Genomic DNA, 23,296 nt, shown 5'->3' with positions numbered 1-23,296 from the left:
CTCCGCTCGACATGAACTCGCCCGCAGGCCTCACGCCTTGTCCGCGACGGGCGCAGGCGTCGTCGGCAAGGTGAACCCGGACACCGAGCGACGCAACTGGCTGGCCATTTTCGCCAGGTTGCCGATGCTCTCGGCGGTGGCCGTGGAACCGGACGAGGTCTGCGAGGTGATCTGCTGGATCACGTTCATCGTCAGGGAAATCTGCCCGGCCGAAGACGTCTGCTGCTGCGCCGCGTTGGAAATGCTCTGAATCAGCGCCGCAAGGGTCTTGGACACGCCTTCGATTTCTTCCAGGGCCACACCGGCATCCTGCGCCAGCCGCGCGCCGCGCACCACTTCGGTGGTGGTCTGCTCCATGGAAATCACGGCTTCGTTGGTGTCGGTCTGGATCGCCCGCACCAGCGTCTCGATCTGCCGGGTCGCGGCGGACGAGCGCTCGGCCAGCCGCTGCACTTCGTCGGCCACCACGGCAAAACCGCGCCCGGCATCACCGGCCATCGACGCCTGAATCGCGGCATTGAGGGCGAGGATGTTGGTCTGGTCGGCAATGTCATCGATCAGGCTGACGATGTCGCCGATTTCCTGGGACGACTCGCCCAGACGCTTGATGCGCTTGGCGGTGTCCTGGATCTGTTCGCGAATGTTGTCCATGCCGTGGATGGTGTTGTGCACCACCTCGTTGCCCTTGTTGGCGATCTCCACCGAACGTTCGGCCACTGCCGAGGATTCGGCGGCGTTGGCCGACACCTGATCGATGGACTGAGCCATGTCGCTGATCGCGGTCGAGGCTTCGGAAATCTGCTGGGCCTGATGCTCCGAGGCCTGGGCCAGGTGCATGGCGGTGGCCTGGGTTTCCTGCACCGCAGCGGCGACCTGGCCGGCGGTGAGGTTGATGGTGGCGACCAGATCGCGCAGTTGGTCGACGGAATAGTTGATCGAGTCGGCGATGGTTCCGGTGAAGTCTTCGGTCACCGAGGCAGTCACGGTCAGGTCGCCGTCGGCGAGGTCTTCGATCTCGTCGAGCAGGCGCATGATCGCGTTCTGGTTGCGCTCGTTCTTCTCGGCGGTCTCGCGTAACTGACGGTTGGTTTCCCGGACCATGACCATGCCGATCAGAATGATCGAGGCCAGCGCCAGCAGGCCCAGCACATAACCGCCGATGGTGTCGGTGCTGCGCCCGCCTGCCAGGTTTTCGAAACGGCTGGCCAGGTGCGAGGCTTCGTCGAGCAGGGTCTGCGACAGGCTGAAGATGTTGGTGGCCGACTCACGAACCTTGAACAGCTCCGGCGAGGTTTCTAGGATTTCATCCACCGAACCGGACACGAACTGGAACAGCTCGGAAATCTCGCTCAGACGCGCACGGGCGTCGCGGTCTTCGACCTGGCTGACTTTCAGCGCCGGGTTGCCTTGCAACATGCCATTGAGCACCTGACCGAAGCGCGCGGCATCGCGACCGAAGGCGTCAGCGGCCTGCTGGGAATTTTCATCGCCCGACAGCACGGTGTTGACCGCGCCGAGAATACGCTCGGCCAGCAGCGACTGACGCTGGGCCATCGCCACCTGCGCCGCCGGGGCACCGCGTTGCAGGAGAATCTCGACGACTTTTTCGTATTCGATCTGCAACTGCGGCACGGTTTCGGCCAGGGTCGCGGCCACCTGATGCAGGGACAGCACGGTCTGTTCGCTGGAGAGAATCGCGTCGGTGTTTTTCAGCAGGCGTTCCCAGTCCAGCTGCACGGCGCGCATTTCCGGGCGCACGACGGACGGCGCCGGCGGCAGGCCGGTGGCCGGGTCGCCCTTCTTCAGGTAGCCCCAGCGCTGGGCAAAATCGTTGCGCGCATCGCTGAGCAGCTTGAACGCGGCAGCCTTGCCGGCGGCGGCTTCGGTGGCGTTCTTGGCGATCCGCTGCGACAGCACCCGCAGCTCGCCGGCGTGGCCGATGTACTGCTTGTCGTAGTTGGCCTGGGTGTTGAGGTAAGCGAAGTTGGCGAACAGCAGCATGATGAACACGATCAGTGCGATGAACAGCACGATGATCTGCGAGCGGCTGCGCGAGCCTTCTGCGGGCTTGCCTGTTTTTGCTTTGATCATCGGTCCTCGCCTGTTAAACCGCGACGTGCATGAAACTCGGTGACTGCGCCAGCGCAAACAGGCTGAACACCCGCCAGTTCTGCTCGCGCCGGAAATACCCTTTGACGAACTCGCCCTTGGAGCCTTGCCGTTTACGGATCGAGACGGGTTCGAAACTGTCCTGCTCGAAGTGCTGCAGGCCGAAGACCTCATCGACCAGCAACCCGGCAAACACATCCTGATGCTCTACCACCAATACCCGCCGCTGTTTGCGCATCGGTGACAGCTCATGGCCGAAAAAGCCGCACAGGTCCATGACCGGCAGCAGCCGTCCGCGCAGATTGGCCACGCCCTTGACCCAAGGCTTGACGCCCGGCAACTGGGTGACGCGCAGTTCAGGCAGCACTTCGCTGACTTCGCCCATCGGCGTGACGTACCAGTGCTCGCCCAGACGAAAGCCGATGCCGCTCCAGCGATCCTGGCGCGCCGGTTGCGACGGCAGGTCCGCCGCCAGCAGGCGACAGCGCTGGTCGATCTGCCACAACAGTTCGAACGCGGTCAGCGACTCGCTCATGGCGGCGCGATCAACCGGCCAGCACGTTGTTCAGGGTCTTGATCAGCGTGTCTTCGTCGACCGGTTTGGTCAGGTAGTCCCTGGCGCCCTGGCGGGTGCCCCAGACCTTGTCGGTCTCCTGATCCTTGGTGGTGATGATGATCACCGGGATGTGGCTGGTTTCCGCATCCTTGGTCAACTGACGGGTAGCCTGGAAGCCGTTGAGGCCGGGCATGACGATGTCCATCAGCACCGCATCGGGTTTTTCCTGACGGGCCAGGGCCACGCCGTCGGCGCCGTTTTCGGCTTTCAGCACTTCGTGCCCGTGCTTTTCCAGCATGCCGGTGAGTTTGTACATTTCGGTCGGCGAATCGTCGACGATCAGGATACGTGCCATGGTCTTCCCCATTTTTCTTGTCGACACCGGGCCCGCTGGCCGAGCGTCTCTGTGCGTGTCTTACTGCGGCAAAGCGGCAGCGAAGCCCGGAACATGGGCCGAAATCGCGTCGAGCAGTTCTTCCTTGCTGAAAGGCTTGGTCAAAAATTGATCGGAACCGACAATCCGCCCCTTGGCCTTGTCGAACAGCCCGTCCCGGGACGACAGCATGATCACCGGCGTGCCCTTGAACGCATTGTTGTTCTTGATTAAAGCGCAGGTCTGATAACCATCCAGACGCGGCATCATGATGTCGACAAAGATGATTCCGGGATGGTGATCGGCGATCTTCGCCAGGGCGTCAAAACCGTCGATTGCGGTGATGACTTCGCACCCTGCATTTTTCAACAGGGTCTCGGCGGTGCGACGAATCGTTTTCGAGTCGTCGATCACCATGACCTTCAAGGCGCTGGACTGCTGTTCCATAAGGGGGCTCTACCGTCGCCTTTGCGAATCAATTTGTCCGTTTTGCGATGACTGATGGCTGGAAACCCTTGATGCTCAAGGGCAGGGGGCGTTCTCAGCTGGTTTCCCCTCCGCGCCGGGTCTGCTGTTGTGCAGGGCAAGGCGCGAGAAGCGTGGTTTGGTCGTTCCAAATAAGCTTCGAGCAACGCAGCCCTGCACAACAGCAGGCCCGGCCCTTCGGGTTGTGCCTAAAAACGGCCCAGGCTGCGTTGCAGGCCTTGGAAAGGGAATAACCATTCCCTGCGGCCCGCGCCTTGCCTGGGCCGTTTTTAGGCGACAACGCGGAGGGGAAACCAACTGAGAACGCCCCCTGGCACGATGGGAGCCTTTTTAGCACAGTCTCCAGACGCAATCTATCGACGGGTTTTTCCTTGACCGAAAACCCGCCCGGCGCCACTCTGGCGGCACTTTTTTCATACCGATCCGGTAGCCAATTTTCGAGGAAAACCCAATGAGCGTTCGCGTCGGGATTGTCATGGACCCTATCGCCAGCATTTCCTATAAAAAGGATAGCTCGCTGGCCATGCTGCTGGCGGCGCAAAAGCGCGGCTGGGAACTGTTCTATATGGAACAGAAAGATCTTTACCAGGGTGAAGGCCAGGCACGGGCGCGGATGAAGCCGCTGAAAGTCTTCGCCAACCCGGAAAAATGGTTCGAACTGGGCACCGAGCAGGATTCGCCGCTGAGCGACCTGAACGTGATCCTGATGCGCAAGGATCCGCCGTTCGACATGGAGTTCGTCTACTCCACCTACCTGCTCGAACAGGCCGAGTCCGCCGGCGTGCTGGTGGTCAACAAGCCGCAGAGCCTGCGCGACTGCAACGAAAAACTGTTCGCCACCCTGTTCCCGCAGTGCACGCCGCCGACTGTGGTCAGCCGCCGCGCCGACGTGCTGCGTGAATTCGCCGCCAAACATGGCGACGTGATCCTCAAGCCGCTGGACGGCATGGGCGGCACTTCGATCTTCCGTCACCGCGCCGGCGATCCGAACCTGTCGGTGATTCTGGAAACCCTGACCGCCCTCGGCGCCCAGCAGATCATGGGCCAGGCCTACCTGCCGGCGATCAAGGACGGTGACAAGCGCATCCTGATGATCGACGGCGAGCCGGTGGATTACTGCCTGGCGCGGATTCCGGCCCAGGGCGAAACCCGTGGCAACCTCGCGGCCGGCGGCCGTGGCGAAGCCCGTCCGTTGACCGACAAGGATCGCTGGATCGCCGCTCAGGTCGGCCCGACCTTGCGCGCGAAGGGCCTGCTGTTCGTCGGCCTGGACGTGATCGGTGAGCACCTGACCGAAATCAACGTCACCAGCCCGACCTGCATCCGCGAAATCGACAATGCCTTCGGCACCGACATCGGCGGGATGCTGATGGATGCGATCGAGAAAAAGCTGCAAGCTTGATGTGCATCACATGCAGCCTGTCGCTTGATGCTTGAAGCTAAAGGCGTGAAACCAACATTGCGTTATCATGCGCGGCCTGTGAAAAACGCGATGTTGGTTTTCTTGTCATGACACTTCCGTCCGATCTGCCCGCTGAACTCGCCCATAAAGGCGTGCGCCCGGTCGATCGCCTCGGATTTACCCTGTTTCTCGCGGCGCTGATCCATCTGGCGCTGCTGCTCGGCGTGGGTTTCACCATGGTCGAGCCCAAGCAGATCAGCAAAACCCTGGAAATCACCCTCGCCACCTTCAAGAGCGAAAAGAAGCCGGCGAAGGCCGATTTCCTCGCCCAGGAAAACCAGGAAGGCAGCGGCACCCTCGACAAGAAGGCGATCCCCAAGACCACCGAGGTCGCGCCGTTCCAGGCAAACGAAGTCAAGAAAGTCACCCCGCCGCCCGCCGCCAAGCCGGAAGTGCAGGAAGCCGCACCCAAAGCAGCAGTGACGACCGTCGCGCCGAAACCGAAAAAGGCGCCGACCAAGAAAGAAGAAGCCAAGACCGAGACCAAACCGACGGTCGACGCCCCGACCTTCGACAGCTCGCAGCTCTCCAGCGACATCGCCAGCCTCGAAGCCGAACTGGCCAACGAACAACAGCTGTATGCCAAGCGCCCACGCATCCACCGCCTCAGCGCCGCGTCGACCATGCGCGACAAGGGCGCCTGGTACAAGGACGAGTGGCGCAAGAAGGTCGAGCGCATCGGCAACCTCAATTACCCCGACGAAGCCCGGCGCAAGCAGATCTACGGCAATCTGCGCCTGATGGTGTCGATCAACCGCGACGGCTCGCTGTATGAAGTGCTGGTGCTGGAGTCCTCCGGCCAGCCGCTGCTGGATCAGGCAGCACAACGCATCGTGCGACTGGCAGCCCCGTTTGCACCGTTTACCGGGGACCTGTCGGACATCGACCGACTGGAAATCATCCGCACCTGGAAATTCGCCCGGGGCGACCGGCTGTCCAGTAACTGAGTCGATCTTTTGCCCGCTCCAGCTTGTCAGTTCGCCCCCCGAACGCCACACTAGCGCACATGAAAAACGTCAGCCCCAGCTACCTCAAGCATCACTTCCTGATCGCCATGCCACACATGGCCGACCCGAACTTTGCCCACACCTTGACCTACATCGTCGAGCACACGGCCAATGGCGCCATGGGGCTGGTGGTCAACCGACCGCAAGAGCTGAATCTGGCCGACATCCTCGAACAACTGCGCCCGGACATCGATCCGCCAGCGCTGTGCCAGCACGTGCCGATCTTCATCGGCGGCCCGGTGCAGACCGATCGCGGTTTTGTCCTTCACCCGGCGGGCAAGACTTTCCAGGCGACCGTCGAGCTGGAGGGCGATCTGGCCCTGTCCACCTCGCAGGACGTGCTGTTCGCCATCGCCGACGGCGTGGGCCCGGCGAAAAGCGTGATCACCCTCGGTTACGCCGGCTGGGAAGCCGGTCAGCTGGAGGCCGAACTGGCCGACAACGCCTGGCTGACCTGCCCGTACGACGCCGACATCCTGTTCAACACCAGCAGTGAACTGCGCCTGGAAGCGGCGGCCAGGCACCTGGGGATCAACCTCAGCCTGCTGACCAGCCAGGCAGGACACGCCTGATGGCCCTGCGCCTGATCCTCGGCTTCGACTACGGCACCAAACAGATCGGCGTGGCGGTCGGCCAGGTGATTACCGGCCAGGCCCGCGAACTGTGCACCTTGAAGGCGCAGAACGGTGTACCGGACTGGAATCAGGTCGAAGCCCTGATAAAGGAATGGAAACCCGACGCCGTGGTGGTCGGCCTGCCCCTGAACATGGACGGTACGCCCAGCGAGATGTGCGCCCGCGCCGAGAAATTCGCCCGTCGCCTCAATGGCCGCTTCAACCTGCCTTTCTATACCCACGACGAACGCCTGACGACCTTCGAAGCCAAGGGCGAACGACTGGTGCGCGGCGGACAGAAAGGCAGCTACCGCGATAACCCGGTGGACGCCATCGCCGCCGCCCTGCTGTTGCAAGGCTGGCTCGACGAAAACACCGCACTATTTGAATCCTGACAAGCGCTACGGCGCTTTTCTTTTGGTTACAACCCGAGCCCCGGTTCGCGAGAACCGGCTCGACCCCGAGAAGGAGCAACCATGAGCCTGCCCAATCCCGCCGATCTGATCAGCCAGATGGCGACCCGCCTCAAGGCGCACCTTGCCCAGCGTAATATCAGCGAACCGCGTTACATCGGCATCCGCACCGGCGGCGTCTGGGTCGCCCAGGCCCTGCTCGCAGAGCTGGGTAGCGACGCGCCATTGGGCACGCTGGATGTTTCCTTCTACCGCGACGACTTCAGCCAGAACGGCCTGCACCCGCAGGTGCGCCCGTCCGCCCTGCCCTTCGAAATCGAAGGCCAGCATCTGGTGCTGATCGACGACGTACTGATGAGCGGCCGGACCATCCGCGCCGCCATGAACGAACTGTTCGACTACGGCCGCCCGGCCAGCGTGACGCTGGTCTGCCTGCTGGACCTGGATGCCGGCGAACTGCCGATCCGCCCGAACGTGGTCGGCGCGACCCTGTCGCTGGCCGCCCACGAGCGGGTCAAGCTGTCCGGGCCGGAGCTGGCCCTCGAACTGCAAGACCTTGCCCTTTAATCCGCCCTATTGAGAGTCCCCCTCGCGATGACGCCTCTAGATACCAAGCGCCCGCTGCAGCTCAATGATCAGGGCCAGCTGCGCCACTTCCTCTCGCTCGACGGCCTGCGCCGCGAGTTGCTGACGGAAATCCTCGACACCGCCGACTCGTTCCTCGAAGTCGGTGCCCGGGCCGTGAAGAAGGTTCCGTTGCTGCGCGGCAAGACCGTGTGCAACGTGTTCTTCGAAAACTCGACCCGCACCCGTACCACCTTCGAACTGGCGGCCCAGCGCCTGTCGGCGGACGTGATCACCCTGAACGTGTCGACCTCTTCGGCCAGCAAGGGCGAAACCCTGCTCGACACCCTGCGCAACCTCGAGGCCATGGCCGCCGACATGTTCGTCGTGCGCCACGGTGACTCGGGCGCCGCGCACTTCATCGCCGAACATGTCTGCCCGCAAGTGGCGATCATCAACGGCGGCGACGGCCGGCACGCGCACCCGACCCAGGGCATGCTCGACATGCTGACCATCCGCCGTCACAAGGGCGGTTTCGAGAACCTCTCGGTGGCCATCGTCGGCGACATCCTGCACTCGCGGGTGGCGCGCTCGAACATGCTCGCCCTGAAGACCCTCGGCTGCCCGGATATCCGCGTGATCGCACCGAAGACCCTGCTGCCGATCGGCATCGAGCAATACGGTGTGAAGGTCTACACCGACATGACCGAAGGACTGAAAGACGTCGACGTGGTGATCATGCTGCGCCTGCAGCGTGAGCGCATGACTGGCGGTCTGCTGCCGAGCGAAGGCGAGTTCTATCGCCTGTTCGGCCTGACCACCGCGCGCCTGGCCGGCGCCAAGCCCGATTGCATCGTCATGCACCCGGGGCCGATCAACCGCGGCGTGGAGATCGAGTCGGCGGTGGCCGACGGCCCGCACTCGGTGATCCTCAATCAAGTCACCTACGGCATCGCAATCCGTATGGCCGTGCTGTCGATGGCCATGAGCGGACAGACTGCCCAGCGCCAATTCGAGCAGGAGAACGCCCAGTGAAGCTCAGCATTCTCGGCGCCCGCGTCATCGATCCAAGCAGCGGCCTGGATCAAATTACCGATATTCACGTTGAAGCCTGCAAGATCGTCGCCCTCGGCGCTGCACCGGCCGGTTTCACCGCCGTCGAAACCATCGACGCCCAAGGCCTTGTTGCCGCTCCGGGATTGGTCGACCTCAACGTCGCCCTGCGCGAGCCGGGCTACAGCCGCAAAGGCACCATCGCCAGCGAAACCCGCGCTGCGGCGGCCGGCGGCGTGACCAGCCTGTGCTGCCCGCCGAAAACCAGACCGGTGCTCGACACCTCCGCCGTGGCCGAGCTGATCCTCGACCGCGCCCGCGAGGCCGGCAACACCAAGGTGTTCCCGATCGGGGCGCTGAGCAAAGGTCTGGATGGCGAGCAGCTTGCAGAACTCGTTGCCCTGCGCGACGCCGGTTGCGTGGCGTTCGGCAACGGCCTGGAAAGCTTCCGCAACACCCGCACCCTGTGCCGGGCGCTGGATTACGCGGCGACCTTCGACCTGACGGTGATTTTCAACTCGCAGGATCACGACCTGGCCGACGGCGGCCTGGCCCACGAAGGCGCCACCGCCAGTTTCCTCGGCCTGCCGGGCATCCCGGAAACCGCTGAAACCGTGGCCCTGGCCCGGGATCTGCTGCTGGTCGAGCAGACCGGCGTGCGTGCGCACTTCAGCCAGCTGACCAGCGCTCGCGGCGTGGCCCTGATCGCTCAGGCCCAGGCCCGTGGTTTGAAAGTCACGGCGGATGTCGCCCTGTATCAGCTGATCCTCACGGACGAAGCGCTGATCGACTTCAGCAGCCTGTATCACGTGCAACCGCCGCTGCGCACCCGTGTGGATCGCGACGGTCTGCGTGAAGCGGTGAAGTCCGGCGTGGTCTCGGCCATCTCCAGCCATCACCAGCCCCACGAGCGCGATGCCAAACTGGCACCGTTCGGCGCGACCGAGCCGGGCATCAGCAGCGTCGAACTGCTGCTGCCGCTGGCAATGACCCTGGTCGAGGATGGCCTGCTGGACCTGTCGACCCTGCTGGCCCGCCTGAGCACCGGCCCGGCCGAAGCCCTGCGCCTGCCGGCGGGCAAACTGGCGGTGGGTGGCGCGGCGGATATCGTGCTGTTCGATCCGAAGGCTTCGACCGTTGCCGGCGAAACCTGGCTGTCGAAGGGCGAGAACTGCCCGTTCCTCGGCCATAGCCTGCCAGGTGTTGTGCGTTACACGCTGGTGGATGGCCGGATCAGCCATCAGGCGTAAAAAAAATGGCGAGGGAGCCAGCTCCCTCGCCATCACTTACTGAAAGGCGCCGCGCCCTTCGGCATTACGCACGGACACCTGATCGTTCAGCGTCCAGAAGTCATACAGCACCCCCAGAAAGAACAACCCGCCGGTCAGCAGATACACCACCCCGCTGATCCACTTGCCCTGATACATCCGGTGCACGCCGAGCGCGCCGAGGAAGGTCAGGAGAATCCATGCCACGTTGTACTCGATCGGGCCCGCGGCGAAACGCAGGTCGGCTTCGCGATCCATCGCCGGGATCAGGAACACGTCGATCAGCCAGCCGATCCCCAGCAACCCGAAAGTGAAAAACCAGATCGTGCCGGTCACCGGCTTGCCGTAATAGAAGCGGTGTGAGCCTGTGAAACCGAAAATCCACAACAGGTAACCGATCACCTTGCTATGGGTGTCTTTTTCCTTCACACGGGGCAGCTGATAGCCGTTCATTAAGACCTCGATACACGCGATAGATAAATATTCTTTAATTCTTTGTGACTTTTTTACAGGTAGCCGACGTATGGCAAATGCTACCGTGTGTCCCGTCAAAGCCTTATAGCACCGGACTTCTGTCCGACAATTGCGTCTTTTTGCCGCTTATTTGGTTCCGTTGGCACCCGATTGAATCGACCAACGGCCTCGGAAGTGACAAAAAAGCTGTTATAAAGTTGCGCGCTAACACACCAAGAGCCCTGCCTAATGCGTCCATTTTTCAAGACATGGCTAACCATTTGCCTATTAATGCCACTGGCCGCCCACGCCACCAATCGTGAGCAACGTCTTCCCAACGTTAACGGTTTCACCCCTAAATCCCATGCCTCTGCTCCTTCGAACAAAGGCAAACAGGTCAAACACACCACGCTGAGCAGCACCGGCCGCAGCAAGCTGGTGCCACCGATGGCGACCAAGGAAAGCAGTAACGTCCTGAGTCGCGCGGTAAACGTCCTCGGTACGCCATACCGTTGGGGCGGCAGCAGCCCGAGTAAAGGCTTCGACTGCAGCGGTCTGGTGAAGTATGCGTTCAACGACGCCACGTTCGACCTGCCACGCACCTCGAACGCCATGGCCAGCGGTCACGGCGAGAAAGTCGAACGCAAGGACCTGAAGCCGGGCGACCTGATTTTCTTCAACATCAAGAGCCGTCGGGTCAATCACGTTGCCATCTACCTGGGCAACGACCGTTTCATCCATGCGCCACGGCGCGGCAAAGCGGTGAGCATCGACACACTGAACAAGCCGTACTGGGAAAAGCATTACGTGGTGGCCAAACGCGTATTGCCGAAAGAATCGGGGCAGATGCGCGTCGTTCAGCGCTGATTGTTCAGGTAAAAAAACGCAGCCCACGGGCTGCGTTTTTTTTGCCTAAAAGTTATCCGGCGTGCGCGCCTTCTCCCGCGCATGTTCGCGGCTGATCAAGCCTTTGGTCACCAGATCCTTCAGGCACATGTCGAGTGTCTGCATCCCCAGCGAGCCGCCGGTCTGTATCGCCGAATACATCTGCGCCACCTTGTCCTCGCGGATCAGGTTACGGATCGCCGAAGTGCCCAGCATGATCTCGTGCGCCGCCACCCGACCACCGCCGATCTTCTTGATCAGCGTCTGCGACACCACCGCCAGCAACGACTCCGAGAGCATCGAGCGCACCATGGATTTTTCGTCCCCGGGGAACACGTCCACCACCCGGTCGATAGTCTTGGCTGCCGAAGTAGTGTGCAAGGTGCCGAACACCAAGTGCCCGGTCTCGGCCGCCGTCAGCGCCAGGCGAATGGTTTCCAGATCGCGCATCTCGCCCACCAGGATCACGTCCGGGTCTTCGCGCAATGCCGAACGCAATGCGGTGGCGAAACTACGGGTATCGCGATGGACTTCGCGCTGATTGATCAGGCATTTGCGCGATTCGTGGACAAATTCGATCGGATCTTCAATGGTCAGGATGTGGTGATGGCGATGGGTGTTGAGGTAATCGATCATTGCCGCCAGCGTCGTGGACTTGCCGGAGCCGGTCGGCCCGGTCACCAGCACCAGCCCGCGTGGCGCATCGGTGATCTTGCGAAAGACGTCGCCCATGGCGAGGTCTTCCATGCTCAGCACTTTCGACGGAATGGTCCGGAACACCGCGCCAGCGCCACGGTTCTGGTTGAAGGCATTGACCCGGAAGCGCGCCACGCCGGGGACTTCGAAGGAAAAGTCGGTTTCCAGATGTTTCTCGAAGTCCACCCGCTGGGTGTCGTTCATGATGTCGTAGATCAGCTCGTGCACCTGTTTGTGATCCAGCGCCGGCAGATTGATCCGCCGCACATCGCCATCCACGCGGATCATCGGCGGCAGACCGGCCGACAGGTGCAGGTCGGAAGCGCCCTGTTTGGCGCTGAAGGCCAGCAGTTCAGTGATATCCATAGCGTCCCTCAATTCCAGTAGAATGCCGCGAACCTTCAGACCGCTGGCGCCTCTTGATGTCCACGATAGCAGACAACATTCTCCAGGTTAGTTCGCGTATTCATGCCGCCACCGCTGCCGCCGGACGCGATGAAAACAGCGTCCAGCTGCTGGCCGTGAGCAAGACCAAACCGTCCGAAGCCCTGCGTGAAGCGTATGCCGCCGGCCTGCGTGATTTCGGCGAGAACTACCTGCAGGAAGCCCTGGCCAAACAGCTCGAACTGGCCGACCTGCCCTTGATCTGGCACTTCATCGGCCCCATTCAGTCGAACAAGACCCGCTCGATTGCCGAGCATTTCGCCTGGGTGCACTCCGTGGATCGTCTGAAAATCGCCCAACGCCTGTCCGAACAACGCCCGGCGGATCTGCCGCCACTGAACATCTGCATTCAGGTCAACGTCAGCGGTGAAGCCAGCAAGTCCGGCTGCACCCCGCAAGACCTGCCGGCCCTGGCCCAGGCTATCAGCGCCCTGCCGCGCCTGAAGCTGCGCGGGCTGATGGCAATTCCCGAGCCGACCGAAGATCGCGCCGAGCAGGACGCGGCATTCGCCGCCGTTCAGAAGTTGCAGGCCGGCCTCGATCTGCCGCTCGACACACTTTCCATGGGCATGAGCCACGACCTCGAGTCGGCCATTGCCCAGGGCGCGACCTGGGTCCGTATCGGTACGGCCCTGTTCGGCGCCCGTGACTATTCCCAATCTTGACCATTTCCAGATAAGGACCTGACATGAGCAACACACGTATTGCCTTTATCGGTGCCGGCAACATGGCCGCCAGCCTGATCGGCGGCCTGCGGGCCAAGGGTCTGGAAGCTGCACACATCCGCGCCAGCGATCCGGGTGAAGAAACCCGCGCCAAAGTCAGCGCCGAACACGGCATCGAAACCTTCGCCGACAACGCCCAGGCCATCGACGGCGCCGATGTAGTGGTACTGGCGGTCAAGCCACAAGCCATGAAGCTGGTGTGCGAAGCGATTCGCCCGAGCCTGAAACCGAATCAACTGGTGGTGTCCATCGCCGCCGGCATCACCTGCGCCAGCATGACGGCCTGGCTCGGCGAACAGCCGATCGTGCGCTGCATGCCGAACACCCCGGCGCTGCTGCGCCAGGGCGTGAGCGGCTTGTACGCCACAGGCAAGGTGAGCGCCGAACAGCGTCAACAGGCTGAAGAACTGCTGTCCGCCGTGGGCATCGCCCTGTGGCTGAACGAAGAGCAGCAACTGGACGCGGTCACCGCTGTCTCCGGTTCCGGCCCGGCGTACTTCTTCCTGCTGATCGAAGCCATGACCGCCGCCGGCGTCAAACTCGGCCTGCCGAAGGAAACCGCCGAGCAGCTGACCTTGCAGACCGCGCTGGGCGCCGCGCAGATGGCGGTATCCAGCGACGTCGACGCGGCCGAACTGCGCCGCCGCGTGACCTCGCCGGCCGGCACCACGGAAGCTGCGATCAAATCGTTCCAGGCCGGCGGCTTCGAAGCCCTGGTGGAAAAAGCACTCGGCGCCGCCGCGCACCGCTCGGCCGAAATGGCCGAACAATTGGGCAAATAAGGAGCCTTACATGATTGGATTGAACACCGCAGCGGTCTACGTGCTGCAAACCCTCGGCAGCCTGTACCTGCTGATCGTGCTGCTGCGCTTCGTCCTGCAACTGGTGCGGGCGAACTTCTACAACCCGCTGTGCCAGTTCGTGGTCAAGGCCACCCAGCCGTTGCTCAAGCCACTGCGCCGGATCATCCCGAGCCTGTTCGGCCTCGACATGTCGTCGCTGGTGCTGGCGATCCTCGTGCAACTGGCGCTGATGGCGCTGACGCTGCTGCTGACCTACGGCACCACCGGTAACCCGCTGCAACTGCTGATCTGGTCGCTGATCGGCGTGACGGCGCTGTTCCTGAAGATTTTCTTCTGGGCCATGATCATCAGCATCATCCTGTCCTGGGTCGCACCGGGCAGCCACAATCCGGGCGCCGAACTGGTGAACCAGATCTGTGAACCGGCCCTGGCGCCGTTCCGCCGCATCCTGCCGAACCTCGGTGGTCTGGATCTGTCGCCGATCTTCGCCTTCCTCGTGCTGAAGCTGATCGACATGCTGGTGATCAACAACCTCGCGGCGATGACGATGATGCCGGAAATCCTGCGCCTGCTGATGTGAGCTGGTTTCGCTGGGACGGTGACGACCTGATTCTGGAATGTCACCTGCAACCGGCCGCCCGCAGCGATGATTTCTGCGGGCTGCACGGTGATCGCCTGAAAATCCGCCTGACCGCGCCGCCGGTCGAGGGCAAGGCCAATGCGTACCTGATGGGGTTCCTGGCCAAGGCTTTTGGGGTTTCCAAGAGCCAGGTCAGTTTGCTCAGTGGTGAGCTGAACCGGCAGAAGCGAGTGCGCATCAGCGCACCGAAAAAGCTGCCGGATCTGCCGGGGCTCTGCCGCCCCTGATCGTTGCTTGCCGCTAACCCCACCGGTCTTTAGACTTACGCCTCATTTCAACGAGAGCAGGGTCGATGCCAGCTGCCTTTCCCCCCGATTCTGTTGGTCTGGTGACGCCGCAAACGGCGCACTTCAGCGAACCGCTGGCCCTGGCCTGCGGCCGTTCGCTGGCCGATTATGACCTGATCTACGAAACCTACGGCACGCTGAACGCGCAAGCGAGCAACGCCGTACTGATTTGCCACGCCTTGTCCGGCCACCACCACGCTGCGGGTTACCACAGCGTCGACGACCGCAAGCCCGGTTGGTGGGACAGCTGCATCGGGCCCGGCAAACCGATCGACACCAACAAGTTCTTCGTGGTCAGCCTGAACAACCTCGGCGGTTGCAACGGTTCCACCGGCCCGAGCAGCCTCAACCCGGAAACCGGCAAGCCATTCGGCGCCGACTTCCCGGTGCTGACCGTGGAAGACTGGGTGCACAGCCAGGCACGTCTGGCCGATCTGCTCGGCATCGGCCAGTGGGCCGCGGTGATCGGCGGCAGCCTGGGCGGCATGCAGGCGCTGCAATGGACCATCACCTATCCGGATCGCGTTCGCCACTGCCTGGCCATCGCCTCGGCCCCCAAGCTGTCGGCGCAGAACATCGCCTTCAACGAAGTGGCGCGCCAGGCGATCCTCACCGACCCGGAATTCCACGGCGGCTCGTTCCAGGAACACGGCGTGATCCCCAAGCGCGGCCTGATGCTGGCGCGGATGGTGGGGCACATCACGTACCTGTCCGACGACTCCATGGGCGAGAAATTCGGCCGTGGCCTGAAGAGCGAAAAGCTCAACTACGACTTCCACAGCGTCGAGTTCCAGGTCGAAAGCTACCTGCGCTATCAGGGCGAAGAGTTCTCCGGGCGCTTCGATGCCAACACCTATCTGTTGATGACCAAGGCGCTGGACTACTTCGATCCGGCGGCGAACTTCAACGATAACCTGGCGAAAACCTTCGAAGGTGCAAAAGCCAAGTTCTGCGTGATGTCGTTCACCACCGACTGGCGCTTCTCCCCGGCCCGCTCGCGGGAACTGGTGGATGCGCTGATGGCGGCGCGCAAGGACGTCAGCTACCTGGAAATCGACGCGCCCCAGGGCCACGACGCCTTCCTGATTCCGATCCCGCGCTACTTGCAGGCGTTCGGCAATTACATGAACCGCATTACGTTGTGAGAAAGCCATGAGAGCTGATCTGGAAATCATCCAGGAATGGATCCCCGCCGGCAGCCGCGTGCTCGACCTCGGCTGCGGTGACGGCGAATTGCTGACCTGGCTGCGCGACCACAAGCAGGTCACCGGCTACGGCCTGGAAAACGACCCGGACAACATCGCCGAGTGCGTGGCCAAGGGCATCAACGTCATCGAGCAGGACCTGGACAAGGGCCTGGGCAACTTCGCCAGCAACAGCTTCGACATCGTGGTGATGACCCAGGCCCTGCAAGCCGTGCATTACCCGGACAAGATCCTCGACGAAATGCTGCGGGTCGGTCGCCAGTGCATCATCACGTTCCCGAATTTCGGTCACTGGCGCTGCCGCTGGTACCTGGCGAGCAAGGGTCGGATGCCGGTGTCGGAATTCCTGCCGTACACCTGGTACAACACGCCGAACATCCACTTCTGTACCTTCGAAGACTTTGAAGAACTTTGTCGCGAACGTGAGGCGAAGGTCATTGATCGGCTTGCCGTGGATCAACAGCACCGCCACGGGTGGGCCAGTAAGCTATGGCCTAATCTGTTAGGTGAGATCGGTATCTACCGCGTCAGCAGCCCGGGGCTTGCGGATCACAGAATCGCGGTCTGAACCACGACATTGCGAGGAGAACGAACATGGGACGCTTGATTACCGCGCTATTGGCCGCCTGCCTGAGCCTGTCGGCCGTGGCCGCCGATGCCATCAAGGGCGAACGCAAGGAAGTGTTCGGTGATGTCACCGTGCATTACAACACCTTCAACTCGACCTTCCTGACGCCGGACATCGCCAAGGCGGCCGAGCTGATCCGCAGCAAGAACCAGGGCGTGATCAATGTCTCGGTGATCAAGGACGGCAAGCCGCTGATCGCCCAGGTCACCGGCACCGTCAAGGACTTGACCAGCCAGAGCGTGCCGCTGACTTTCCGCCAGATCACCGAACAGGGCGCGATCTACTACATCGCCCAGTACCCGGTGGAGCAGCAGGAAACCCGCACCTTTGAAATCAAGGTACAGACCGGCGACAAGATCAACACCCTCAATTTCAACCAAGAGCTTTTCCCTGGCCAATGATCAATCTCAAGCAACTCGTACTGGCCAGCCATAACGCCGGCAAACTCAAGGAACTCCAGGCCATGCTCGGCGACTCGGTGCAATTGCGCTCGATCGGCGAATTCAGCAGCGTGGAGCCGGAAGAAACCGGCCTATCGTTCGTCGAGAACGCGATCCTCAAGGCCCGCAATGCCGCGCGCATTTCCGGTCTGCCGGCGCTGGCCGACGACTCGGGTCTGGCGGTGGATTTCCTCGGCGGTGCGCCGGGCATCTACTCGGCGCGCTACGCCGACGGCAAGGGCGACGCGGCGAACAATGCCAAATTGCTCGACGCCTTGAAGGACGTGCCGGAAGCCGAACGCGGCGCGCAGTTCGTCTGCGTATTGGCGCTGGTACGTCACGCCGACGATCCACTGCCGATCCTCTGCGAAGGCCTGTGGCACGGGCGCATTCTGACCGCCGCCAGCGGTGAGCACGGTTTCGGCTACGACCCATTGTTCTGGGTGCCGGAGCGTAACGTGTCCAGCGCCGAACTGAGCCCGAGCGACAAGAACCAGATCAGCCACCGCGCCCGTGCAATGGATCTGCTGCGCCAGCGTCTGGGCTTGAAATGACCGATAGCTCCTCCGCGTCGTCGCTGATTATCGGCGGCGCCGCCTCCTCGCCTCGGGCGCCGTTGCCGACGCTGCCGCCCCTGGCGCTGTACATCCACATCCCGTGGTGTGTGCGCAAATGCCCCTATTGCGACTTCAACTCCCACACCGCCAGCCCGGTGCTGCCGGAGCAGGAGTATGTCGACGCGATGCTGGCCGACCTTGATCAGGATCTGCACGCGGTGTACGGCCGTGAGTTGAGTTCGATCTTCTTTGGCGGCGGCACGCCGAGCCTGTTCAGTGCCGAAGCCCTTGGTCGCTTGCTGGAAGGCGTCAAACAACGCATCCCGTTTGCCGATGACATCGAAATCACCCTGGAAGCCAACCCCGGGACTTTCGAGCAAGAGAAGTTCGTCGCCTACCGCAAGCTGGGAATCAATCGCCTGTCGATCGGTATCCAGAGCTTCCAGCAGGAAAAGCTCAAGGCCCTCGGCCGAATCCACAACGGCGATGAAGCCGTACGCGCCGCCGGCATGGCGCGCCAGGCCGGGTTCGATAACTTCAACCTCGACTTGATGCACGGCTTGCCGGACCAGTCACTGGACGATGCCCTGAGCGATCTGCGCCAGGCGATCGAACTGAAGCCGACGCATATTTCCTGGTATCAGCTGACACTGGAGCCGAACACCGTGTTCTGGAACCAGCCGCCGGTGCTGCCGGAAGACGACACGCTGTGGGACATTCAAGAGGCCGGGCAGGCGCTGCTGGCCGAGCACGGTTACGCGCAGTACGAAATTTCGGCCTACGCCCAACCGGGTCGACCGGCGCGGCACAACCTCAATTACTGGAGCTTCGGCGACTTCATCGGCATCGGCGCCGGCGCCCACGGCAAGCTCAGTCACCCGGACGGGCGCATCGTGCGTACCTGGAAGACACGCCTGCCGAAGGACTACCTCAACCCGGCCAAAAGCTTCCAGGCCGGCGAGAAAGCCCTGACCAACGACGAGATGCCGTTCGAGTTCCTGATGAACGCCCTGCGCCTCACCGCCGGCGTCGAATCGCGCCTGTACCCGGAGCGCACCGGCCTGTCGCTGGACACGCTTGCCGAAGGTCGGCGCGAGGCCGAACAAAGCGGTCTGTTGCAGGTCGAACCGTCACGCCTGGCGACCACAGAGCGCGGACAGCTGTTCCTCAACGACTTGCTGCAACAATTTCTGAACTGACTTCAGTCCCAAGGGAAAACGCATGGATTTGATACTCGACCTGCTCGCCACCGTCTCCCGCTGGAGCCGCAGCAACCTCTCGGAAATCGCCCTGGCGCTGGTGGGCTGCCTGCTGGTGCTGTTCGGCGCCGACTTCAAGGGCTGGGTCGAGCAACGCCTGGGCAGCATCGCCGGCGCCCTGCGCGTGCCGCTGATGGCCCTGCTGTGCATGATCGGCAGCGGCGCGGCGCTGATCTACGCGACGCCGTGGGTGGTGAAGGGGCTGAGCCAGTTCAACAACTACAGCCTGGCGCCGGTGTTGTTGGTGGTGCTTGTGTTGATTGGCGTGGTCGCGGATCGCCGCTGATTTTCAGCTACTACCCAAAACAACTGTGGGAGCCATTGGCTCCCACAGTTTTTTATTGCGTAACGTTTAAGCGAGCCTTTCGAACTTCAGATCCCACACGCCATGCCCAAGACGTTCGCCACGGCGTTCGAACTTGGTGATCGGGCGTTCGGCCGGGCGGGGTACGCACTTGCCGTCTTCGGCAAGGTTGCGATAGCCCGGGGCGACGTTCATCACTTCCAGCATGTATTCGGCGTACGGTTCCCAGTCGGTGGCCATGTGCAGAATGCCGCCAACCTTCAATTTGCTGCGCACCAGTTCAGCGAAGGACGCCTGAACGATGCGGCGCTTATGGTGACGGCTCTTGTGCCACGGATCCGGGAAGAACAGCATCAGGCGATCGAGGCTGTTGTCGGCAATGCAGCGGTTGAGCACTTCGATCGCGTCGCAGTCGTAGACCCGCAGGTTGGTCAGGCCCTGAGTCAGCACGCCGTTGAGCAGTGCGCCGACACCCGGACGGTGAACCTCGACACCGATGAAATCCTGCTCCGGCGCAGCGGCGGCCATCTCCAGCAGCGAGTGGCCCATGCCGAAACCGATCTCCAGCGAACGCGGCGCGGAACGGCCGAACACCTGGTCGAAATCCACCGGCGCATCGGCCAGCGGCAGGACGAACTTCGGCGCGCCCTGATCCAGGCCACGCTGCTGGCCTTCGGTCATGCGCCCGGCGCGCATCACGAAACTCTTGATGCGGCGGTGTTGGCGCTCGTCGCCTTCTTCCGTCTGGATTGGCGTGTCGTTCGATTCAGTCATCAATAGCTCTTACTTGATCAGACCATCCAGCGGCGAAGAGGCGCTGGCATAGAGTTTTTTCGGCATGCGGCCGGCGAGGTAGGCCAGGCGGCCCGCGACGATCGCGTGTTTCATGGCTTCGGCCATCATGATCGGCTGCTGGGCGTGGGCGATGGCCGAGTTCATCAGCACGGCGTCACAGCCCAGTTCCATGGAGATGGTGGCGTCGGAAGCGGTACCGACACCGGCATCCACCAGCACCGGAATTTTGGCTTCTTCGAGGATGATCTGCAGGTTGTACGGGTTGCAGATCCCCAGGCCCGAACCGATCAGACCGGCCAGCGGCATCACCGCGATGCAGCCGATTTCCGCCAGTTGCCGGGCGATGATCGGGTCGTCGCTGGTGTAAACCATCACGTCGAAGCCTTCCTTGACCAGCACTTCGGCGGCCTTGAGGGTTTCGATCACGTTGGGGAACAGGGTTTTCTGGTCGGCCAGCACTTCCAGCTTCACCAGGTTGTGGCCGTCGAGCAGCTCACGGGCCAGGCGGCAGGTGCGCACGGCCTCGACCGCGTCGTAGCAGCCGGCGGTGTTCGGCAGGAAGGTGTAGCGATCCGGCGACAGCACTTCGAGCAGGTTCGGCTCGCCTTCGATCTGGCCCAGGTTGGTGCGGCGCACCGCGAAGGTGACGATCTCGGCACCCGAGGCTTCGATGGCCAGGCGGGTTTCTTCCATGTCACGGTACTTGCCGGTACCGACCAGCAAACGCGACTGGTAAGTACGGCCGGCCAGAACGAAAGGCTTGTCGCTACGAACGATGCTCATGGGGAATCCTCTGTTGGAGTGAGGGTCTTGCAGAATTGTCGGCCCATGCAGGCCTGGCGACTAGCCGCCGCCGATCGCGTGCACGACTTCGACGTTGTCGCCGTCGTTCAAAGTGGTGTCGGCATGCTGGCTGCGCGGGACGATATCCAGATTGAGTTCGACCGCGACGCGGCGTCCGGTCAGGTCCAGACGGGTCAGCAGGGCCGCAACGGTTTCACCGTCGGGCAGTTCAAAGGATTCACCGTTCAACTGAATGCGCATGCGCAACGCCGCCATCACTTTTTAGGGGGTGGCATTCTAGCCCGATCATGACCTAAAGGTCAGCACCAAGCGTCAAGCGGTTGGCTGCAGGCGCCAGGCGGCGAGTCCGAGGCACAGCCAGCCAATCAGGAACGCCAGGCCACCGAACGGGGTGATGATGCCGAGCTTGCCGATGCCGAGGGTGGTCAACAAGTACAGGCTGCCGGAGAACAGCAGGATGCCGATGGTGAACGAGATGCCGGCCCAGGCGACCAGACGCCCCTGAAGCTGCGTGGCCAGCAGCGCCACGCCGAACAGCGCCAGTGCGTGCACCAGTTGATAAGTGACGCCGGTGTGGAAGATCGCCAGGTATTCGGGTGTCAACCGGTTTTTCAGGCCATGGGCGGCGAATGCGCCGAGGCCGACACCGGTGAAACCAAAGAAGGCGGCCAGCATCAGAAAGCTACGCAGCATGTAGAACTCCAGTCAGACTCGATCGGCAGGGTCTGTATAATGGCCCGCTCAACCGGTTCGGCCAAGCCATCTCTATGCTGCGTTTATTTCTCCGTCGTTTCACGAAGGCCCTGCTCTGGTTCGCGGGCGGCAGCGTATTGCTGGTGTTGGTGTTTCGTTTCGTGCCGCCACCGGGCACGGCGCTGATGGTCGAGCGCAAGATCGAATCCTGGGTCGACGGCGAGCCGATCGATCTGCAACGCACCTGGAAGCCTTGGGACGAGATCTCCGATGACCTGAAGGTCGCGGTGATTGCCGGCGAAGACCAGAAATTCCCCGAGCACTGGGGTTTTGACCTGAGCGCGATCAAGGCAGCACTGGCCCACAACGAACTCGGCGGCTCGATCCGTGGCGCCAGCACCTTGAGCCAACAAGTGTCGAAGAACCTGTTCTTGTGGTCCGGCCGCAGTTATCTGCGCAAGGGCCTGGAGGCCTGGTTTACCGCGCTGATCGAAGTGTTCTGGCCCAAACAGCGGATTCTCGAGGTGTACCTGAACAGCGTCGAGTGGGATGACGGTGTGTTCGGCGCCGAAGCGGCGGCAAGGCATCACTTTGGCGTAGGCGCCAGGTCGCTGTCCCGGCAGCAGGCGAGTTATCTGGCGGCTGTGCTGCCGAATCCCCGGGTCTGGAGCGCCAGTCATCCGACCGCTTACGTGTCGCGCCGGGCCGGCTGGATTCGCCAGCAGATGAGCCAGCTGGGTGGCGACAGCTACCTGCTGACACTCAATGATTCACGTCGGGCGCCCTGGGCCCAATGACGTTCTGACAGGCAAACAAAAACGCCCCGATCATCACTGATCGGGGCGTTTTTTATTGCCGGACTACCGGTTATGCGGCAATCGACAACTTGAGCTTGTTCATCGCACTCTTCTCGAGCTGACGGATCCGCTCGGCCGAGACGTTGTACTTCTGCGCCAGGTCGTGCAGCGTGGCTTTCTCTTCTGCCAGCCAGCGCTGGTAGAGGATGTCGCGGCTGCGTTCGTCCAGCACTTCCAGCGCTTCGTGCAGGTTGTGATTGGAGTTGTCGCTCCAGTCGGCGTCTTCCAGTTGACGCGCCGGGTCGTACCGGTGGTCTTCCAGGTAGTTGGCCGGCGACTGGAAAGCACTGTCGTCGTCCGCTTCCGCAGCCGGGTCGAAGGCCATGTCATGGCCGGTCAGGCGACTTTCCATCTCACGCACTTCACGCGGCTCGACGCCGAGGCTTTCCGCCACACGGTGGACTTCCTCGTTGTTCAGCCAGGCCAGACGTTTCTTCTGGCTGCGCAGGTTGAAGAACAGCTTGCGCTGGGCCTTGGTGGTCGCGACTTTCACGATCCGCCAGTTGCGCAGGATGAACTCGTGAATCTCGGCCTTGATCCAGTGCACCGCGAAGGACACCAGACGCACGCCCATTTCCGGGTTGAAACGCTTCACGGCCTTCATCAGGCCGACGTTACCTTCCTGGATCAGGTCAGCCTGAGCCAGACCGTAGCCGGAATAGCTACGGGCGATGTGTACGACAAACCGCAGGTGGGCGAGCACCATCTGCCGAGCCGCCCCCAGATCCTGCTCATAGTAGAGACTCTCGGCCAGTTCACGCTCCTGCTCCGGCGTCAGCAATGGAATGCTGTTGACGGTGTGCACGTAGGCTTCCAGGTTTGCGCCTGGAACCAATGCATATGCAGGTTGCAAAGAATTGGACATACGGAAAAACCTCCGACTTACATACTCATGCTTTTCAGCATTGCGAAAAAT

The 23,296-nt window shown here is 62.2% G+C and carries 30 protein-coding genes; 19 read left to right on the top strand and 11 right to left on the bottom strand.

Annotated features, from left to right (window positions below):
* Nucleotides 1-30: 30 nt before the first annotated feature.
* The 4 genes from QRN46_RS04950 to pilG are packed head-to-tail and all read right to left on the bottom strand — an operon-like array spanning nt 31 to nt 3,485.
* Nucleotides 31-2,091, bottom strand: a complete 2,061-nt coding sequence (locus tag QRN46_RS04950) for a methyl-accepting chemotaxis protein (RefSeq protein WP_011336363.1) — start codon at nt 2,089-2,091, stop codon at nt 31-33.
* Nucleotides 2,092-2,104: 13 nt separating this feature from the next.
* Complete coding sequence (locus tag QRN46_RS04945) at nt 2,105-2,644, bottom strand: chemotaxis protein CheW (RefSeq protein WP_011336364.1); 540 nt, start codon at nt 2,642-2,644, stop codon at nt 2,105-2,107.
* Nucleotides 2,645-2,654: 10 nt separating this feature from the next.
* Nucleotides 2,655-3,020: a twitching motility response regulator PilH gene (gene pilH / locus QRN46_RS04940; protein WP_011336365.1), complete on the bottom strand. Its 366-nt coding sequence runs from the start codon at nt 3,018-3,020 to the stop codon at nt 2,655-2,657.
* A gap of 60 nt (nt 3,021-3,080) precedes the next feature.
* Complete coding sequence (gene pilG / locus QRN46_RS04935; protein ID WP_007953330.1) at nt 3,081-3,485, bottom strand: twitching motility response regulator PilG; 405 nt, start codon at nt 3,483-3,485, stop codon at nt 3,081-3,083.
* Between the two features lie 490 nt (nt 3,486-3,975).
* Here pilG and gshB point away from each other — a divergent pair, with 490 nt between their 5' ends.
* The 7 genes from gshB (at nt 3,976) to QRN46_RS04900 (ending at nt 9,887) form a co-directional block, all read left to right on the top strand.
* Nucleotides 3,976-4,926, top strand: a complete 951-nt coding sequence (gene gshB, locus QRN46_RS04930) for a glutathione synthase (protein WP_201816631.1) — start codon at nt 3,976-3,978, stop codon at nt 4,924-4,926.
* A gap of 107 nt (nt 4,927-5,033) precedes the next feature.
* A complete protein-coding gene (locus QRN46_RS04925; RefSeq protein WP_011336367.1) occupies nt 5,034-5,933 on the top strand; it encodes an energy transducer TonB in 900 nt (299 codons plus the stop codon).
* 59 nt (nt 5,934-5,992) lie between these two features.
* Entirely contained in the window at nt 5,993-6,565 is a 573-nt protein-coding gene (locus QRN46_RS04920) for a YqgE/AlgH family protein (protein WP_011336368.1), read from the top strand.
* Nucleotides 6,565-7,002, top strand: a complete 438-nt coding sequence (gene ruvX, locus QRN46_RS04915; RefSeq protein ID WP_007953334.1) for a Holliday junction resolvase RuvX — start codon at nt 6,565-6,567, stop codon at nt 7,000-7,002. Before QRN46_RS04920 ends, ruvX begins: the two co-directional genes overlap by 1 nt.
* 81 nt (nt 7,003-7,083) lie before the next feature.
* A complete protein-coding gene (gene pyrR / locus QRN46_RS04910; RefSeq protein WP_011336369.1) occupies nt 7,084-7,587 on the top strand; it encodes a bifunctional pyr operon transcriptional regulator/uracil phosphoribosyltransferase PyrR in 504 nt (167 codons plus the stop codon).
* 27 nt (nt 7,588-7,614) lie between these two features.
* The gene (locus QRN46_RS04905; protein WP_007913665.1) at nt 7,615-8,619 is read left to right on the top strand and encodes an aspartate carbamoyltransferase catalytic subunit; all 1,005 of its coding nucleotides are present in this window, start codon (nt 7,615-7,617) and stop codon (nt 8,617-8,619) included.
* Complete coding sequence (locus tag QRN46_RS04900) at nt 8,616-9,887, top strand: dihydroorotase (RefSeq protein ID WP_285354350.1); 1,272 nt, start codon at nt 8,616-8,618, stop codon at nt 9,885-9,887. The genes QRN46_RS04905 and QRN46_RS04900 overlap by 4 nt, the downstream gene beginning before the upstream one ends.
* Nucleotides 9,888-9,923: 36 nt before the next feature.
* Here the strand turns inward: QRN46_RS04900 and QRN46_RS04895 are convergent, their stop codons facing one another.
* On the bottom strand, nt 9,924-10,358 hold the full coding sequence (locus tag QRN46_RS04895) for an NINE protein (protein WP_007953343.1): 435 nt from the start codon (nt 10,356-10,358) through the stop codon (nt 9,924-9,926).
* A 249-nt stretch (nt 10,359-10,607) separates the two neighbouring features.
* Here QRN46_RS04895 and QRN46_RS04890 point away from each other — a divergent pair, with 249 nt between their 5' ends.
* Nucleotides 10,608-11,225 carry a C40 family peptidase gene (locus QRN46_RS04890; protein WP_108563468.1) on the top strand — a complete coding sequence of 206 codons (618 nt, stop codon included), beginning with the start codon at nt 10,608-10,610 and terminating at the stop codon, nt 11,223-11,225.
* Nucleotides 11,226-11,270: 45 nt separating this feature from the next.
* Here the strand turns inward: QRN46_RS04890 and QRN46_RS04885 are convergent, their stop codons facing one another.
* The gene (locus QRN46_RS04885) at nt 11,271-12,305 is read right to left on the bottom strand and encodes a type IV pilus twitching motility protein PilT (RefSeq protein WP_007953348.1); all 1,035 of its coding nucleotides are present in this window, start codon (nt 12,303-12,305) and stop codon (nt 11,271-11,273) included.
* Between the two features lie 56 nt (nt 12,306-12,361).
* Here QRN46_RS04885 and QRN46_RS04880 point away from each other — a divergent pair, with 56 nt between their 5' ends.
* The 10 genes from QRN46_RS04880 to QRN46_RS04835 all read left to right on the top strand — a co-directional run bounded on the left by QRN46_RS04880 (nt 12,362) and on the right by QRN46_RS04835 (nt 19,213).
* Entirely contained in the window at nt 12,362-13,048 is a 687-nt protein-coding gene (locus QRN46_RS04880) for a YggS family pyridoxal phosphate-dependent enzyme (protein ID WP_108563470.1), read from the top strand.
* 23 nt (nt 13,049-13,071) lie between these two features.
* Nucleotides 13,072-13,890 carry a pyrroline-5-carboxylate reductase gene (gene proC, locus QRN46_RS04875; RefSeq protein WP_011336373.1) on the top strand — a complete coding sequence of 273 codons (819 nt, stop codon included), beginning with the start codon at nt 13,072-13,074 and terminating at the stop codon, nt 13,888-13,890.
* 10 nt (nt 13,891-13,900) lie between these two features.
* Nucleotides 13,901-14,491: a YggT family protein gene (locus QRN46_RS04870; protein WP_011336374.1), complete on the top strand. Its 591-nt coding sequence runs from the start codon at nt 13,901-13,903 to the stop codon at nt 14,489-14,491.
* Nucleotides 14,488-14,778 (top strand): DUF167 domain-containing protein, encoded by a 291-nt coding sequence (locus QRN46_RS04865; protein WP_064600087.1) that lies wholly within the window; start codon nt 14,488-14,490, stop codon nt 14,776-14,778. Before QRN46_RS04870 ends, QRN46_RS04865 begins: the two co-directional genes overlap by 4 nt.
* 65 nt (nt 14,779-14,843) lie before the next feature.
* Nucleotides 14,844-15,983: a homoserine O-succinyltransferase MetX gene (gene metX, locus QRN46_RS04860; RefSeq protein WP_011336376.1), complete on the top strand. Its 1,140-nt coding sequence runs from the start codon at nt 14,844-14,846 to the stop codon at nt 15,981-15,983.
* A 7-nt stretch (nt 15,984-15,990) separates the two neighbouring features.
* Nucleotides 15,991-16,611, top strand: coding sequence for a methionine biosynthesis protein MetW (metW, locus tag QRN46_RS04855; protein WP_011336377.1), 621 nt, complete (start codon nt 15,991-15,993; stop codon nt 16,609-16,611).
* 26 nt (nt 16,612-16,637) lie between these two features.
* A complete protein-coding gene (locus QRN46_RS04850) occupies nt 16,638-17,072 on the top strand; it encodes a DUF4426 domain-containing protein (protein ID WP_011336378.1) in 435 nt (144 codons plus the stop codon).
* The gene (rdgB, locus tag QRN46_RS04845) at nt 17,069-17,665 is read left to right on the top strand and encodes an RdgB/HAM1 family non-canonical purine NTP pyrophosphatase (RefSeq protein WP_011336379.1); all 597 of its coding nucleotides are present in this window, start codon (nt 17,069-17,071) and stop codon (nt 17,663-17,665) included. Before QRN46_RS04850 ends, rdgB begins: the two co-directional genes overlap by 4 nt.
* Nucleotides 17,662-18,867: a radical SAM family heme chaperone HemW gene (hemW, locus tag QRN46_RS04840; RefSeq protein ID WP_260411757.1), complete on the top strand. Its 1,206-nt coding sequence runs from the start codon at nt 17,662-17,664 to the stop codon at nt 18,865-18,867. Before rdgB ends, hemW begins: the two co-directional genes overlap by 4 nt.
* A gap of 22 nt (nt 18,868-18,889) precedes the next feature.
* Nucleotides 18,890-19,213 (top strand): DUF3392 domain-containing protein, encoded by a 324-nt coding sequence (locus QRN46_RS04835; protein ID WP_011336381.1) that lies wholly within the window; start codon nt 18,890-18,892, stop codon nt 19,211-19,213.
* Between the two features lie 66 nt (nt 19,214-19,279).
* Here QRN46_RS04835 and trmB read toward each other — a convergent pair whose 3' ends face one another.
* The 4 genes from trmB to QRN46_RS04815 form a co-directional block, all read right to left on the bottom strand.
* On the bottom strand, nt 19,280-20,005 hold the full coding sequence (gene trmB / locus QRN46_RS04830) for a tRNA (guanosine(46)-N7)-methyltransferase TrmB (RefSeq protein ID WP_285354349.1): 726 nt from the start codon (nt 20,003-20,005) through the stop codon (nt 19,280-19,282).
* Nucleotides 20,006-20,014: 9 nt separating this feature from the next.
* Nucleotides 20,015-20,809, bottom strand: coding sequence for a thiazole synthase (locus QRN46_RS04825; RefSeq protein WP_007953385.1), 795 nt, complete (start codon nt 20,807-20,809; stop codon nt 20,015-20,017).
* 60 nt (nt 20,810-20,869) lie between these two features.
* Nucleotides 20,870-21,070 (bottom strand): sulfur carrier protein ThiS, encoded by a 201-nt coding sequence (gene thiS, locus QRN46_RS04820; RefSeq protein WP_007953386.1) that lies wholly within the window; start codon nt 21,068-21,070, stop codon nt 20,870-20,872.
* 72 nt (nt 21,071-21,142) lie between these two features.
* Complete coding sequence (locus tag QRN46_RS04815; protein ID WP_011336384.1) at nt 21,143-21,523, bottom strand: DUF423 domain-containing protein; 381 nt, start codon at nt 21,521-21,523, stop codon at nt 21,143-21,145.
* A gap of 74 nt (nt 21,524-21,597) precedes the next feature.
* Between QRN46_RS04815 and mtgA the strand changes: the two genes are divergently transcribed.
* Nucleotides 21,598-22,320, top strand: coding sequence for a monofunctional biosynthetic peptidoglycan transglycosylase (gene mtgA / locus QRN46_RS04810; RefSeq protein ID WP_007953390.1), 723 nt, complete (start codon nt 21,598-21,600; stop codon nt 22,318-22,320).
* Between the two features lie 70 nt (nt 22,321-22,390).
* On the opposite strand, the gene rpoH is transcribed toward mtgA, so the two are convergent.
* Nucleotides 22,391-23,245, bottom strand: coding sequence for an RNA polymerase sigma factor RpoH (gene rpoH / locus QRN46_RS04805; protein WP_007953393.1), 855 nt, complete (start codon nt 23,243-23,245; stop codon nt 22,391-22,393).
* Nucleotides 23,246-23,296 lie beyond the last annotated feature (51 nt).

The sequence above is a fragment of the Pseudomonas sp. lyk4-R2A-10 genome (genome assembly GCF_030209075.1).
Classification (GTDB): domain Bacteria; phylum Pseudomonadota; class Gammaproteobacteria; order Pseudomonadales; family Pseudomonadaceae; genus Aquipseudomonas; species Aquipseudomonas glycinae.
The sequence above is the reverse complement of the archived record's forward strand: the minus strand, read 5'-3'. Positions and strand labels throughout refer to the sequence as shown.